The organism is Bdellovibrio sp. MYbb2 (assembly GCF_056175685.1).
Map to the genome: position 1 here is coordinate 178805 of NZ_JBJKJI010000002.1, position 15117 is coordinate 193921.

At 50.8% G+C, this 15117-nt stretch carries 13 protein-coding genes; 2 read left to right on the forward strand and 11 right to left on the reverse strand.

The features are described 5' to 3' along the window. Positions 1-5 precede the first annotated feature (5 nt). Positions 6-2153, forward strand: coding sequence for a TonB-dependent receptor (locus AC04MQ_RS10840; protein ID WP_475392077.1), 2148 nt, complete (start codon positions 6-8; stop codon positions 2151-2153). On the opposite strand, the gene AC04MQ_RS10845 is transcribed toward AC04MQ_RS10840, so the two are convergent. From AC04MQ_RS10845 to AC04MQ_RS10895, 11 genes are all read right to left on the reverse strand, one after another. Further along, a complete protein-coding gene (locus AC04MQ_RS10845) occupies positions 2154-4748 on the reverse strand; it encodes an ATP-binding protein (RefSeq protein ID WP_475392078.1) in 2595 nt (864 codons plus the stop codon). Further along, a complete protein-coding gene (locus tag AC04MQ_RS10850) occupies positions 4735-6951 on the reverse strand; it encodes a RelA/SpoT family protein (protein ID WP_015090715.1) in 2217 nt (738 codons plus the stop codon). The genes AC04MQ_RS10845 and AC04MQ_RS10850 overlap by 14 nt, the downstream gene beginning before the upstream one ends. Before the next feature lie 132 nt (positions 6952-7083). Then, a complete protein-coding gene (rpoZ, locus tag AC04MQ_RS10855) occupies positions 7084-7323 on the reverse strand; it encodes a DNA-directed RNA polymerase subunit omega (protein ID WP_041577399.1) in 240 nt (79 codons plus the stop codon). 35 nt (positions 7324-7358) lie between these two features. Continuing rightward, on the reverse strand, positions 7359-7904 hold the full coding sequence (gmk, locus tag AC04MQ_RS10860) for a guanylate kinase (protein ID WP_235046308.1): 546 nt from the start codon (positions 7902-7904) through the stop codon (positions 7359-7361). Between the two features lie 14 nt (positions 7905-7918). After that, on the reverse strand, positions 7919-8797 hold the full coding sequence (locus tag AC04MQ_RS10865; protein ID WP_475392079.1) for a YicC/YloC family endoribonuclease: 879 nt from the start codon (positions 8795-8797) through the stop codon (positions 7919-7921). Positions 8798-8833: 36 nt separating this feature from the next. After that, positions 8834-9745, reverse strand: coding sequence for a tRNA (adenosine(37)-N6)-dimethylallyltransferase MiaA (gene miaA / locus AC04MQ_RS10870; protein WP_475392080.1), 912 nt, complete (start codon positions 9743-9745; stop codon positions 8834-8836). Between the two features lie 14 nt (positions 9746-9759). Then, positions 9760-11640, reverse strand: a complete 1881-nt coding sequence (gene mutL / locus AC04MQ_RS10875; protein ID WP_080602360.1) for a DNA mismatch repair endonuclease MutL — start codon at positions 11638-11640, stop codon at positions 9760-9762. A 24-nt stretch (positions 11641-11664) separates the two neighbouring features. Then, a complete protein-coding gene (locus AC04MQ_RS10880) occupies positions 11665-12243 on the reverse strand; it encodes a hypothetical protein (RefSeq protein ID WP_015090709.1) in 579 nt (192 codons plus the stop codon). A gap of 107 nt (positions 12244-12350) precedes the next feature. After that, complete coding sequence (locus AC04MQ_RS10885; RefSeq protein WP_015090708.1) at positions 12351-13154, reverse strand: SH3 domain-containing protein; 804 nt, start codon at positions 13152-13154, stop codon at positions 12351-12353. 19 nt (positions 13155-13173) lie between these two features. Then, entirely contained in the window at positions 13174-13869 is a 696-nt protein-coding gene (locus AC04MQ_RS10890) for a polyprenol monophosphomannose synthase (RefSeq protein ID WP_015090707.1), read from the reverse strand. Positions 13870-13912: 43 nt separating this feature from the next. Further along, entirely contained in the window at positions 13913-14353 is a 441-nt protein-coding gene (locus AC04MQ_RS10895; protein WP_015090706.1) for a hypothetical protein, read from the reverse strand. A gap of 78 nt (positions 14354-14431) precedes the next feature. On the opposite strand from AC04MQ_RS10895, the gene AC04MQ_RS10900 reads away from it, so the two are divergent. Continuing rightward, positions 14432-15091, forward strand: coding sequence for a hypothetical protein (locus AC04MQ_RS10900; RefSeq protein WP_015090705.1), 660 nt, complete (start codon positions 14432-14434; stop codon positions 15089-15091). Positions 15092-15117: the final 26 nt, after the last annotated feature.

Below are 15117 nucleotides of genomic sequence, written 5' to 3' on the forward strand. Positions count from 1 at the left end.
AAACAATGAAACGCATCATCACACTTCTGACCGTTTTTCCGCTGATTCTGAACGCCCAGACTCCGTCCGCTGAAGCAACTTCCCAGGAGGTTTCTTCCCAGCCTGAAGAGTCCTCGACTCTTGAAGCCGTACAAGTACAAGGGACGAAAGAAAACAAATCCTATCAGGAAAGCACCGAGAGCATCTCCGTTGTTCCCAGCCGCGAACTGGACTCTCCGATTCAGTCCGATTCCATCCAGGCCCTGAATGCGGTTCCCAATGTTTCCATCAACAAAAACGACGACAGCTTCAGCATCCGTGGTGTGAACAACACCGGCGTGACGGGCTTCCAAAAGGACAATCTGTCTTCTATCCTGGTGGATGATGTTTTCCAGACCGACCTTGCGATCAAGGCTGGCAGCTTTGATCTGTGGGATTCCCAGCAGGCGGAAGTTTACCGCGGTCCTCAGTCCACCACTCAGGGTGTGAACTCTTTGGCCGGCAGTATTTTGCTTTTCCATAACAAACCTGCGGATCAGACCGAAGGCGCAGCAAAACTTGGCTATGGCAGCTTCAACCGCATCGAAGCGGGTGTGATGACCAACAACGTATGGCTGGATGGAAAACTTCTAAGCCGCGTGTCTGTGAACCACGAGCAGGATGATGGTTTCATCAAGAACATCAAAACTGACAACAACAAATGGGGCAAAAAATCCAAAGACCACCTGGGTCTGGACCTGACCTACAAAATCAACGAAACTGACTATGTTCGCTGGAACACCAAAATCATCCAGAATGAAACCGGTGGAAACTATGTTCAAAGTGCCAACCCGTTTGACTATGAAGTTAACGAGGACGTGGACTTTGAAAGCAAAACCGGCAATCAGCAAACAAGCCTGCGCTATTTCGTCAAATTGAACGACAACTGGACGAATGAAGTTATCGGCGCTTACTCCCAGGCGAAAAACGATGAAACCAGCGATGCGGACGGCACTGCCAACCCAACCGCAGGCGTTCGCACGGAAGAGCACAACGACCGCTTTGTCAGCGTTGAGAACCTTTTGAAATTCCAGAACGAAAAAGTGAAAAATGTCCTGGGCTTCCATGCGCATGACTATTATCTGAAAGACGATGCCCGTTTCGACATCCTGTACCCGCTTTCAGCAACAGTTTACACGCCGATTGCATCAAGCCAGGTGACTGACAAGTACCGCACGGTGTTTGCTTTGTTTGATTCTTACCTGTGGAAATTCGCTGAAAACCAGTCCATCAATCTGGGCTTGCGTTATGAGTTCGTAAAAAACAAATACGGAGCTGACGTCAGTGCCACCCGCAAACAGAACCTGGGTGCCGGCACCAATGCGGTGGTTGACGCTTATCTGGACAGCGTGACTGGCAGCTATGAAGACGAGGACAACAACTCGATCCTTCTTCCGAAAGTGGCTTACATGCTGACTCAAGATCAGCACAGCTACGGGATTTCTTACACCGAGGGCTACCGCACAGGTGGTTTGTCCATCAACCGTAAGCGTGTTCGTGTTGACACCTACGATCCGGAAAAAACCGGCAACTACGAATTGTCTTACAAATATGCCGCTTCCAACTGGAACTTCAGCTCGGCGGCGTTCTATACCGACTGGAAAGACCAGCAGGTCATGGTTCAGTTGTCGAACGACCCGTTTGACACTCAAGTGGTCAATGCTGCCAGCTCGGAACTGTATGGTGCCGAAGCCGAGATCAACTGGAAACCAGCGTCCCGTCATGAATTCAATTTTGGTGCAGGTTACGTAAAAACCCGCTTCAAAGATTTTGTGAATGGCACCAAGAACTATACCGACAATGAATTCCCGTTTGCGCCAAACTGGACAGGCCGTCTTTCTTACGGCTACCAGATCAGCCAGGACTGGAATGCCGCAGGTATCTTCAGATACTTGAGTAAATCTTACGGCAATGCGGAAAATACCATGGACTCGCCTGAACAGTTCTATCTGGATCTGCTGGGTCAGTATTCTTTGGCTGCATGGAGCATGAATGTGGATCTGTACGTGCGCAACGTGCTTGATACCCGCTATGTGATCTATGACCGCACAAGCTCTATTGGCGGTCAGTCTGTCAGCTACAACCAGGTCAACTCACCTCGTGAACTGGGCCTGCGTCTGAATTATTTCTGGTAATTACGGTCTCACCGGAAGCCAGACGACAAACCGGGTTTGTTTGGCTTCTTCATCAAGATAGAATTTTCCATCATGGGATCGCACGATCCCTTCAGAAATGCTAAGTCCCAGCCCCACGCCCTTGCCGACTTCTTTGGTCGTAAAGAACGGCTCCATGATCTTTTCACGCAAGAAGGCCGGAACACCCGGACCGGAATCAGAAACTGAAATCTCGACCCCGTCGCGGACGGCTTTGGCTTCCACCACCACTTTGCGGGTGCCGACAGACTGGACCGCGTCTGCCGCATTATTCAAAAGATTCAAAAGCACCTGGGAAATCTGATAAGGCCGCACGAACACTTTCAGGTTCGGCTCCAGCCGCGCTATCAGATCCACCCCTTCATGGCGGAACTTGTCCGAACAAAATGCCAGAGTGTCATCAATGATCGCATCCACAGTCACCCATTCCATGTCCCCGTGATCTGATTCACGAGCGTAATAGCGCAGGCCTTTGACAATCTTGGCAATACGCTGAGTGGTGCTTTCAACCACCTCCACCCGTTTTTGCACTTCAAGATCCGCGGCAAGCCCCCGAGCCCCCAGCAAGCGACGTAACACACCCACGTGACCGTTAATGATAGTCAAAGGGTTGTTGATCTCGTGTGCGATCCCAGCGGCCATTTCACCCAGGGAAGCCAGGCGCGCGCTGGCGATGATCTTGTCTTCTTGTTCTTTGATCTGCTTTTCACGCTGGCGTTTTTGCGTGACGTCTTCCACCACCGCCAGATAGCCCGTGGTGTGCCCGTTTTCATTGATGACTTTTCCGATAAACAGCTGTCCCAGGAAGCGGCTGCCCGAACGATGCACATACACCCACTCGGAAGCGGCGTTGAATCCGGCTTCAAACATGGCGTCAATAAATTCGACTCCCAGTCCGACCGGACGATTCAAGACCCCTTCCAGTTTCAAGCGCATGAGTTCCACATCCTGACGGTCATGGAAAATAAAGGGATGCTCTTTGCCGGCAAGTTCTTCGGCTTTCCAGCCGGTCATTTCTTCCGCGGAACGGTTCATTTCCCGCACAATCCCGTTTTCATCAAACGAGATCATCATCAATGGTGTGGCATCCATTGCCGCGGATTTCCAGTCCACCATGGCGCGAGCCCGGCGGCGAAGTTCTTCCGCCCGGCCAAAGAAACTTAGCGCCAGTCCCAGCAGCACAAACAATCCCACTGCAAAGACCAAAACCACCGAAGGCACCGCAGACGTATTGCTGCGGATAACCCCGCTGGATGGAGTGAAAGCGATCTCCCAGTCCACACCCATATTGCTATAACGAATGCGGGTCACCCAGTCGCGGGACAAAACAGGGTCCCACTCGGTACTTCGATAGATCTCCTGCCCTTCTTCATACAGGGCCACATGATAGCCCTCGATGCGCGCAAAGCGATCCAGAAACGCACGAATATCAATTCCGGCGCTCAGCATTCCAATAAAGGCCGAATTTTTATAAACCGGCACCAGCATGGCAAAACCGCGGCCACCGGATTTCATCTCGATCACACGGGAAATACGCGATTCATGGGTCTGACGTGCCAAATCCAGACTGCGGCGGACCTCTTCTGAACGACCCATCATCGTGTTGCGAATATCGCGGCTGAACTTATCCATGGGATACAACCAGCGCAGCATCAGGTTCTGATCAGCCCAGGCAATACGGCGGATGCCTTTGAATTCTTCATAGTAAAACTGGGCATCCATGGACCATACGTGCTCGTCACGATAGGCCCCAACAGCCATGCGACGGGCCATCTGTTGCAAGGCTTTTTCCAGCGGAATGAAAGTCCCGTCAAGTTTGGCGCGGAAGCTTTCTGCGCGGGATTGCGTGACACTGCGATTGCGCTCAATATCTTTCAAAAGCAAAAGCTGCCAGATCCCGACAGCGATCAGAACACCAATCATCACTACATACATTGGCACTACGGCCGACTGCGCGTTGTCTTCTTCTTTGATCGCACGCCCCAGGCGCACAATTTTCGCCCCAGCCAGCAGCATGAAACTCAGTGATGTGTGAATCGCCATGCGGGAATGAGTTCCCCAGCCATATTCAGAACTGAAATTCAGGAAGTACCCGAAAAAGCCCAGGATCGCAAAACCCAGCACCAACGAACTTCCCGTGATGCGCACCATGCGATGAGCATAGGATTTTCCGGACACCAGCCCCATCACACCCATTAACAGCATGCACACCGAAGTACTGACCGACATGCGGCCCGGCGAACTGACCCCCAGGTTATAAAATGGCTGCACCAGGACCTGATCTATTCCCAGATCAACACCGGTCAAAAACTGCGTCAGGTTCACCGCTGCCAGAGCCACCGCAAAGATCGAGGCATAAATGGAAATGCTTTTAAAACGGCTGTCAGAGAAAAGAATGGAGATCGCCAATGCCGCAAGCCCCAGCGCAGTGTTGATCACCATCGGGGCAAAGTCAGAGCGAATTTGAATGATTGCCGGGTCCCGCAGAATCCATCCGAAAATCACGATGGAAGCGATACCCAGCACTGCCAGAGCCATCAGGAAATGAAGATTCTTCCTGATGTTAGTGAATAACACGGGTGACCCCAATGATCCCCTTGATCTTCTGGATTTCAAAGACCGCCTGATTCAACTGGCTGGCGTTCTGAACGCTGACCTCGAAGTTACACACGGCTTTTTTATCCTTGGTCGTACGGATTTGGGCGGACTGAATGTTGATCCCCTGCTGAGCAAAGGCCTCAGACATCAGCTTCAGTAATCCTGGCACGTCCTGAGAAATAATCTTCAGGCGCACGATGCGCTCCTGACCTTCTCCGGCTTGTTTCACGTTCCAGGCCACATCGACTTTGCGCAACTGATCGAATTCAAAAGCCTTGCGACAGTCACTGCGATGAATGGAAATACCCCGGCCACGGCTGATAAAGCCCACGATCGGATCCCCTGGAATCGGATGGCAGCACTTCGCATAGTGCACCAGCACGTCATCCATACCATCAACGCTGATAAGGGAATTGGTCTTGCGCGTTTTTTGAGTCGCGGCACGCATGACTCTTTCCATAAAGGTGGAGTCTTCGGTTTTGGCCGCTTCCTTGGCGATATTTTCCGGGGAAAGTCTTTCCACCAGAATGCGCGTTTCAAGTTTTCCGTAACCCACGGTCACGTACAACTCATCCAAATCCGCCAGGCCGTGGTCCTTCAGATAAGTCTCAAAGGCCGGGCCTTTCAGGTACTTCACTGCAGCCATGCCGAACTTGCGGAATTCTTTTTCCACCAGCTCTTTACCCAGCATGATCGCACGACGGCGCTGTTCTTCTTTAACGAAGGCGCGGATTTTGGATTTGGCTTTATTGGTAACAACAAACTTCAACCAGTCCTTGGAAGGCACCTGGGTTTTGGAAGTGACAACTTCCACCGTGTCCCCGTTTTGCAGCTGATATTTCAGCGGCACCATTTTGCCGTTCACGCGGGCGCCGACAATGCGGTTCCCCAATTCCGTGTGCACAGCAAAGGCGAAGTCCACCGGAGTGGCGCCTTCCGGGAATTCACGCACGTCTCCGGTCGGAGTGAAAACGTAAATTTCAGTTTCGAACAAATCCGTTTTTACTGTATCCAGGAACTCGTCTGGATTACGCACGTTCTGATGCCATGACACCAGATCACGCAGCCAGTTGGCCTGTTGCAGATCGCTGTCATCAACCATCTTGCCGCGCTCTTTGTACTTCCAGTGAGCGGCGATACCTTTTTCCGCAACCAGATGCATTTCGCTGGTACGGATTTGAATCTCGATACGCTCCCCACCGGGGCCCATTACAGTGGTGTGCAGGGACTGATAGTTATTGGCCTTGGGCATGGCGATGAAGTCTTTAAAACGACCCGGGATCGGCTTCCACAACGAGTGGACCAAACCCAGTGCCGCATAACATTCCGCCACGGATTCAACCAGCACGCGGAACGCCAGAACATCGTAAACCTGATCGTAGTCGATGTTACGGGATTGCATTTTTCTGTAGATGGACCACAAGTGCTTCGAACGTCCATACACTTCATAGCGGAAACCGGCTTTGTTAAGCTCTTTACCGATAAGCACTTTTACTTCATCGATATAGCGGTTCTGCTCTGATTCAGTCTTTTTGATCTGTTGGACAAGTTCATAGTACATGTCCGGGCGATAGTAACGGAAGCAAAGGTCTTCCAGTTCAATCTTCAGCGCGCTGATACCCATGCGCCCTGCCAGCGGACAATAAATTTCCAAAGTCTCAAGAGCGATGCGCTCTTGTTTTTCAAAGGGCATGAAATTCAGCGTACGCATGTTATGCAGGCGATCGGCAAGCTTCACCAGAACGACACGCACATCTTTACCCATGGCCACGATCATCTTGCGGATGTTTTCACCCTGCTTTTCGTGGCTGTTTTTAAATTTCATCTGACCGATCTTGGTCACCCCGTCCACAAGGTGCGCGATCACATCACCGAACTCGGTGCGGATGTCTTCCAACGTCGCGGCCGTGTCTTCAACGGTGTCATGCAAAAGACCCGTGGCAATGGTGTCCAGATCCAGGTGGAAGTCCGCCAGGATAGCGGCAACAGAAAGAGGATGAGAAATGTAAGGCTCACCGCTTCGGCGGATTTGTCCTTCGTGCATTTTCTCTGAGAATGAATAGGCCTTCTCAATAATTTTGAGATCCGCATTCGGATAATAGATTCGAATGCGTGCCAGCAGATCGTCGACTGTTTTGACCGGCTTGTTGGTTAAGCCATCCTCTTTCAGGAAATTAAACATATTCCCTATAGCTTACCTGACCCCAGAGGGGTGTCCAACGAAGATTTACAGGCGTCCAGAAAACGCATAAAGGGAGACTTTCGCCTCCCTTTATTGGGTTCACATGCAAGCGGCTTTCGCCTTTTAATGTGATTACTTGTTCAGATCTTTTTCGATCTGACGGATAGCCTCGTTGGCATCCAGGCTTTCCTGGTAACCCACGTTGCCCATCGCAACTTCACGAAGAGAGCTTACGATGTATTTGTTGCTACGAGTGGAAACAGTCGCTTCTGCACCTTTCAGAAGTTGCTTCGCACGTTTTGCAACCATCAAAACAAGGGCAAATCTGTTAGGTACTTTTTCCAAGCAATCTTCAACGGTTACACGAGCCATTACGCCTCCAGCAAATAGATCAGGCCAAATTACAGCTAAGCTAGCAAATCTTCAACGATTTTCTTAAATTCCCCATAGGATTTATCAAACACGTCGTTGACGATCTGATAATCGAACTTGGAAGCCTCAAGGATCTCCTTTTCGGCATTAGCCATACGAACTTCAATGTCCGCAGGGACCTTGCCATCGCGCTTTTCAATGCGACGACGCAGCTCGTCAATACTCGGAGGATGGATAAAGACGGTTTTAGCGTCCGGGAACTTGGATTTAAAGGTCGCCACGCCCTGGATGTCGATGTCCATAATGGCAGTTTTACCCTGATTCCAGGCTGTTTCCAGGGACGAATATGAGGTTCCATAGAAATTGGTGTGAACCTTCGCCCACTCCACAAAGAAGCCCTCTTTGATCTTTTGTTCAAAATCCGCGTGATCAATGAAGTTGTACTGCAGACCCGCCGTCTCGCCCTGACGGATAGAGCGCGTTGTGAAAGTGACGATATCCACCAATCGGGAATCCTCCCGGGTGATCCTTTCGACAAAGCTGCTTTTTCCTGCGCCACTTGGAGCGGCGACGATAATCATGCGCGTTTTCATAATTACTGAACGTTTTGAACCTGTTCTCTAAGTCTTTCAATAAGGGTTTTTGCTTCTACCACAGCCGCAGTGATCTTGGCTACCTGAGACTTTGAACCGATGGTATTCACCTCACGCAGCAATTCCTGAGTATAGAAATCCAGTTTTTTACCCTCAGCAGTCACCGACCCCACCAGCTGGCGGTAGTTCTTGATGTGTTCCGCGAGACGGCTCAGCTCTTCGTTGATATCGGCTTTTTCCAGCTGAATCACGATTTCCTGAGACAAACGGGCCGAATCAATTTCATTGCCCTTAAGGCGCGCACGAACCTTCTGCTCGTAGCGCTCCTGAAGTTGCGCATTGGCTTCGCCACGCAACTCACTGATAATCTTCACTTGTTTCTCTAAAGACACCAACAGCTTTTGCAGATCCTTTTGCAGGGATTTGCCTTCGCGGGCGCGTTCCTTGTCACAATTGGAACAGGCTTCCGTGAATGCCTTTTTCAGAATCTTGTCTTCGCCGCTGAACAACTCATAGGTCTCTTCAACTTTGATGATCTCAGGCAGTCTTGCCACAACCTCAAGGTGCACATTAAAGGGCACGCCCAACTCTTTGGAAAGATGCTTGTAAGCGCTCATGTATTTCTTGGCCAAAGCATCATTCACCGTCATCTGGGCTTTGCTGGCCGTGTTCTTCACTCGGCGGGAAACAAAAACATCCACGGTGCCACGATGAAGGGTGCCACTCAGGAATTTCTTCAACTCCCCTTCATAAGAAACAAATTCACGCGGCAGGTGAAAACGTGGCTCCAGGAAACGTCCGTTCACGGAACGGATGCTCACTTCCACAGTGACGTCTTTAGTCTGAACTCTTGCGGTGCCGTAGCCAGTCATGCTTTTCATAAGTACCTCTATTCTCGGCTTTCCACCGAATCAGGGTCAAGGTTTGAGAAATTTCTCGACCACGCTTCGTGCCTCAGTAAAACCCGAGGCTCCGTCGAACCACTGAATGTCCTTATCCCGCTGAAACCAGGTTCTCTGTCTTTTGGCGAGCTGATGAGTGTTTGTCGTGATCTGTTCCTGCAGCTGCGGAAGACTCATCTCTCCACGCAGGTATTCGAGTGTCTCTTTATAGCCCACACTGCTCATTGGCGCCCAGGAAGCCAGACCTTCATCGAGAAGCCCCTGCACCTCTGCCACCAAACCCGCAGCGAGCATCTTTTCCACGCGCTGCCCGATCCGGGCACGCAGCACTTCGCGATCCCAATTCGGACCGATCTTCAACAACGGAAACGGGAATGGTTTTCGCTGGGATTCAAATTCAGCCTGAATCTGCGTGACACTTTTTCCCTGACTGCGAATCAATTCAATCGCCCGCCCGATACGATAACGATCTGCCAGATGAATCCTGGCGCCATATTCTGGATCGGCCTTCATCATTTCGGCATGCAGGCGGATGGCGCCCTCTTCGGTTGCAAGCTCAGACTCCACTTGGGCCTGAATTTCTGCCGGAACCGGGATCACCGGATACATACCCTTTTCAATGGCCATGAAATAGAATCCGGTACCACCCACCACAAACACGGGCTTTTCCACCGGAATGGTTTCAAGTATATCGTAAAAATCGCGGCAGTAAGTTCCGGCCGTCATTTCCGCCGGCGGATTTACGTAATCCAGCAGATAGTGCGGCACCAGAGCCTGTTCTTCTTTGCTGGGCTTTGCCGAACCGATATCAAGTTTCTTATACAGCTGAACCGAATCACAGTTGACGATGACGCCGTTATTGTCTTGAGCAAGCCTCAAAGCCCACTCGGATTTACCGGTGGCCGTGGCGCCGACTACAAAAATCACATGCCTCTTCGTCATTAAACAATTCGTCCGAAATCTTTTTCCAGTTTGTAGTACGGATATTCGACACTGACCGGACGACCGTGAGGACAGAAGCTTGATAGCGGGAACATATCCATATCACGCAAAAGACTGCGCATCTGATCCGGGCTGAGCGACTGCCCCGCACGAACCACAGAATGGCACGCCATCGTGGCACAGATGTCACCCACCGTTCTTTCCAAAGAATAACTGCCACCCTGATCCACGATCTCGGTGGCCATTTTATCCAGAACGCCGCTAAGGCTGGATTCTTTGATCATCAACGGGGCCGCTTTCACGCCGACAGTGCCCGGCCCCAAAGCTTCAATGAAAACGCCCAGGCGTTCCATCTCTTTGGCCATGGTCAAAAGACCTTCCACTTTTTCCGGAGACATATCAATCGCCAATGGGAACAGGAAGTCTTGAATATCAACCTTCCCCCCCTTCCAGGCCGTCATCAGCTTTTCAAACACCACGCGTTCATGAGCGGCGTGCTGATCCACGAACACCAGCTTGTCGCGGGCCTGAGTCACGATGTAAGTCAAATTCGCCTGCCCCAGAACTTCCAGAGAAGACCAGTAACCCAGCGGCGCTTCTTCAGATTTGGGCGCAAAACCTTCACGCTGAGCTGCAGATTCAGCCAGCGCCTGATAAGTGCTCTGCGGTTGCTGCACTGATGAGACCGGAAAACTGGACGCCGGGAAACTGAATTCTTTTTTCTGGAACTGCGTTACTTCCAAAGAATTGTCCTGGAAACGCAGATTCTGCTGGGGCATGGGTTGCGATGCAAAGTTTGGCAACCCGTCGGTGGATTTGAATTCTTCAGCAGAATTCTGCACCAGCGGCATGGTCACATTCTGAGTTGGCACATCCGAGCGCTTGATCCATGGCGCTTGTTCCAGCGTGCCACGCAAAGCTGCTGCCACCGCACGGAACGCCAGTGACGGATCCTGGAATTTCACCTGGGATTTTGTCGGATGAATATTCACATCCACACAGTCTGGATCCACTTCCACCCACACCGCAGCGATCGGATATTCTCCGTGCATCAAAAGACTGCGGTAAGCCTCGTTCACGGCCGCCTGCAGACTGCGATCCTGAACCCAGCGGTTTTGCGCAAACAACCAGATGTTCTTGGAGGTTTTGGCGACGTTATGAGGATCTGCAAACACGGCGTAAGCCTTCACGTTTTCGCGGGACGCTTCACCTTCGAACAGAGGTTTGATTTCAAGAATTTGTTCAACACGGTCCTTGCGGGATTTGCACGCCGGCCAGAAGGCCACAAGCTTGCCGTTTTCCTGAATGCGGAATTCAACGTCAAAGTGTGACAACGCCATGGCTTTCAAAGTGGTTTTGATCGCCGAGTTTTCTGCCGAATCTGATTTCAGGAATTTCAAACGCGCGGGAGTGTTGTCGAAAAGATTTTCAATCAGGATGGTCGTACCCTGCGAGCCGCCGACTTTGTCGATCTCTTTTCTTTTTCCGTACTCGCTGATCAGCTGATGGGCCTGTTCGTCCCCGGCACGACGCGAAGTCAGCGTCAGTTTGCTGACCGACGCGATACTGGCCAAAGCCTCGCCGCGGAAGCCGAAGGTGCGCAGGCTCCACAAGTCATCGGTTTTTGAAATTTTGCTGGTCGCGAATCGTTCCAAAGATTTTGGCAGATCTTCCGGGGACATCCCCTTGCCATTGTCGATCACCTTTACGATGCGGCCACCGTCATAGAATTCGACATGCACCCGGGTTGCGCCGGCATCGATGCTGTTTTCCACAAGTTCTTTGACTAGATGAGCAGGACGCTCCACCACCTCGCCAGCGGCGATTTGGTCAACAACTTCAGGGGATAAAATCTGGATCGACATAGGGGGAATTTGCATGAGCTCCCCCCTCAAGTCAAAGGACTATTGTGGGCGCAGACACTCGCCCCAAGCCTGACATTTCAGCAGTTTAGAGCGCAGTTGTTTGACCTCAGTCAGGGTCAGCTGGATCTCTTGATCGAAGCCCTTTTTAAGACCTCCAAACTGAGAAATAGCGCGGAATTTGAACGGCCCCTGAAAGTCCTCCACACGGAAGTTCAGGCCCGTGTCCGCCTGAAACTGAATGCGACGGGCGTGTTTGGTCAAATTCCATGTAAAACGGTCGCGCTGCGCTTTCAGCTTGTCCATGGCCTGCTGCAGATTCTTCCAGCACTTCACCTCGGCCACCAGAACGACTTTATGCGTGGATTTTTCAAATACCACGACATCAAGCTCGCCCAAAGTGTCATCACCCAGGCTGTATTCCACGCCCGTGGTCACTTCATAGGCATCACCAAATTCTTTAGTAACATCAAGGCGGGCAATTTCTTCGCACACAGTGCCATCAGGTTCGAAATTCGCGCCCGAGTTTTTCAAGGCTTCGAAGTAAGGCTCAATGTCCCCACCCGCAAAAGAAACAGAACTGAAAAGAATGACAAAAAACAATGCAGACAAAATACGCACGAAGAGCCCCCTCTAAGAAGCGCCTTCATAACACCACGCTTCCACAAAAGCTACCTCTTAGGCACCCTCCACAGGAGGGCCCACCTAAGTTTTTCCGAAGCTGTGCGTCAGAAGTCCCAGCCCAGATTCAGGCCGAAAGCGAAGTATTTGGTTCGTTCCCAGTAGTATTTTGCGTTGGTTCTAAGCGACATACTGCCCAGGCGGGCCCCGATTCCCAGGTCGATCACCGCACCCAAAGTCATGTCATCCGCCGAATAACTGAGTGTCGAGCCATCGCTGGGCACATCGATATTGAAGTGCGAGTACTTAAACATCGGACCGAAACCATAGTAGTAAATAAAATTTTTGCCCTGAGGGATCACTGTCTGAAAAGTGAAGTCCGTCATGAAGATAAAACCGTCAGCAGCTTTTTTGGTGTAGTCCTCGTAGTACGAAGGCGCACCGAAATGGAATAAAATATTGGCGTCGGTGTAGATCTCGCCACTGAAAAGTGTGTTGAAGCCGTTAAACTTCACACCATAGAACAACAGGCTGTCGGTGCGCTCTTCACCCAAAGTGTCTTCGGTGAAATTCGTCATTTGCAGAACCGGGCCGCGATAGCGGCTGGCGAAGAACGGTCGTTTCTTTTTTTCTTTTTCCGGCTCGCTCAGTTTGGTCTGTTCTGGCTTGGGAATTTTAATAATCCCCGGCTTGATATCCGTATCAGAAATCCACCCAAGATGACCGGGTTTCAGACGGATTTTATAGAACGGACCTTTTTTGTTTGTGGAGATATTAAAAACAGAGCCGATTTTCAAAGTGGTGATCACCGGCGCATCAAAGTCGGCGTCCTGATACACCAGGGCGCCATCCAGAATCACCGTCGCCTGCTGGGCCTGCGCCCACAAGTTGACAGGAAAAAGAAAGAACATCAAGAGCAGCAGGGCTGCCCTATTTAAAGCGCATAAGCCAGACACGATAGAAAGCCTCAAGTACAATTTTCAGAGACATTTTACTTTGGCCCACACGACGGTCTTCAAAGACAATCGGAGACTCCGCCCCTTTGAAACCCTTTTTCAATGCTTTGTATTTCAATTCAATCTGGAAGCTGTAACCGTTGGATTCAACCGTGGAAAGATCAATCCCATGCAGAACCTCTTTTTTCCAGGCGTTGAAACCACCTGTCCAGTCATTCAACGGGAAGCCCAGAATCATGCGGGAATAGATGCCGCCACCGCGGGAAATGATCTTGCGGATCAAACCCCAGTTCACCGTGCGGCCACCATCCACATAGCGGGAACCCACGGCAAAATCATTGGCTTCCATCGTCTTGATCAAAGGCCCCAGATCCTCGGGACGGTGAGAAAAATCTGCATCCATTTCGATAATGCCTTCAAAACCATGATCCATGGCCCAGCGGAAGCCCGCGATATAAGCCTTGCCCAAACCCTGTTTGCCAGGACGGGAAAGAATATGAAGTTGCGGCATGCTTTTTTGCATTTCACGAACAATGGCACCTGTGCCATCCGGAGAGTTGTCATCAACAACCAGAATTTCGACGCCCAGGTTCTGCGCCAATACAGCAGGCACAATCGCCTGAATGTTTTCTTTTTCGTTGTAGGTAGGAATTACGACCAGATTTTTCATGGCTCTAAGCTGTCACAAAGAGCCCCGACTTGCAATCTTTAGATCAAATTGAACGCGATACCAAGCGACCTTTACCCTTATCCTGAAGGGCCTTCGCTTTGTCTGCGGGAATTGCGGGCAAATTCAGAGGTTTTGCCAGCAGATATTTAGGATCCTGACGGCGAATATCCAGCTGCTCTTTCACTTTGTTTGCAGCTTGCTCCGGCGCCTTCAGATAAAGAACAGGATCAAACCCGCACACACGGCAGACCACGGACAGTCTCCAGCGGATTTTCACGAAGACTTCGGAAATTGCCAGACACACCACAAAGGCCACCATCACACGCGGATCATACTGCTGCCACAACGCGAACATAATCACCACAGATGCCAAGGCACTGCCCAGAATATTCATCAGTGAAATATTCTTGCGACGATAAATACGGCGGGGGCTTTTACAGAAGGCACAATAGCAGTTATGACGAGTCTTAAAGAACGACAACATACAATCAGTTTGCCAAAGACAAGGTCCAGAACGAAAGATCAATTTTTGAAAAATGACAAAGCCTTGATAGAATGGGGTATGCAAATCATTAAAACAATTCAGTTCGCTTTGATCGCCGCTTCCCTCTTTACCGCTCCCACCTTGGTCCAGGCCGCTGCCGGCAATTCCGAGTACGAAGAGGTCAGCTATGAGGACCTGCTCAATGAATTGAGCGCCAAAAAGCAAAAAGTGACCCAAAGCTCCACGAGTTCTTTTGATGACGTTCGCCTGCACGCGGGTATTGGCTATGCCAATTCGTTCACCAATATCTCCGCCAACAATCAGAACTTCAACCGTCACACCAACGGCATTCAGTTGTCTCTGGGGATGGATCTGTTTTCTCCGAACTGGTACTCTGAAGGTGTCTTTAAGAACTATGGTGTATCCTCTTCCGGCAGCGAAGAATTCACTTTGCGCGAACTGGATCTGAAAATCGGTTACACCAACCGCCTGGAAAGCATCTGGTCTTATTCCATCAGCTCGGGTCTTTCCAACCGCTTCCTGCGCTTCAGCGACTCGTCCAAAGGTATTAGTGTTAATGAAACAACACCGTCCCTGATTGTTTCCACAGGCTTTATGGCTCAAGTGCACAAGCACCTGTCTTTGGGGGCTGAAGTCAGCGCTCACACCGCCATGGTGAACCGTACATCTGACAAAAACTCTTTTGACTTCGCGTTCCGCCTGAACACATCCCTGTAAATCATTCCCGAACCTTGCCCGCATGC

Excerpts from the sequence above, each read along its gene's own strand:
- AC04MQ_RS10840 (WP_475392077.1), top strand. The coding sequence starts at position 6 with ATGAAACGCATCATCACACTTCTGACCGTTTTTCCGCTGATTCTGAAC.
- AC04MQ_RS10850 (WP_015090715.1), bottom strand. The coding sequence starts at position 6,951 with ATGTTTAATTTCCTGAAAGAGGATGGCTTAACCAACAAGCCGGTCAAA.
- rpoZ (WP_041577399.1), bottom strand. The coding sequence starts at position 7,323 with ATGGCTCGTGTAACCGTTGAAGATTGCTTGGAAAAAGTACCTAACAGA.
- gmk (WP_235046308.1), bottom strand. The coding sequence starts at position 7,904 with ATGATTATCGTCGCCGCTCCAAGTGGCGCAGGAAAAAGCAGCTTTGTC.
- AC04MQ_RS10865 (WP_475392079.1), bottom strand. The coding sequence starts at position 8,797 with ATGAAAAGCATGACTGGCTACGGCACCGCAAGAGTTCAGACTAAAGAC.
- mutL (WP_080602360.1), bottom strand. The coding sequence starts at position 11,640 with ATGCAAATTCCCCCTATGTCGATCCAGATTTTATCCCCTGAAGTTGTT.
- AC04MQ_RS10885 (WP_015090708.1), bottom strand. The coding sequence starts at position 13,154 with ATGTTCTTTCTTTTTCCTGTCAACTTGTGGGCGCAGGCCCAGCAGGCG.
- AC04MQ_RS10890 (WP_015090707.1), bottom strand. The coding sequence starts at position 13,869 with ATGAAAAATCTGGTCGTAATTCCTACCTACAACGAAAAAGAAAACATT.
- AC04MQ_RS10895 (WP_015090706.1), bottom strand. The coding sequence starts at position 14,353 with ATGTTGTCGTTCTTTAAGACTCGTCATAACTGCTATTGTGCCTTCTGT.
- AC04MQ_RS10900 (WP_015090705.1), top strand. The coding sequence starts at position 14,432 with ATGCAAATCATTAAAACAATTCAGTTCGCTTTGATCGCCGCTTCCCTC.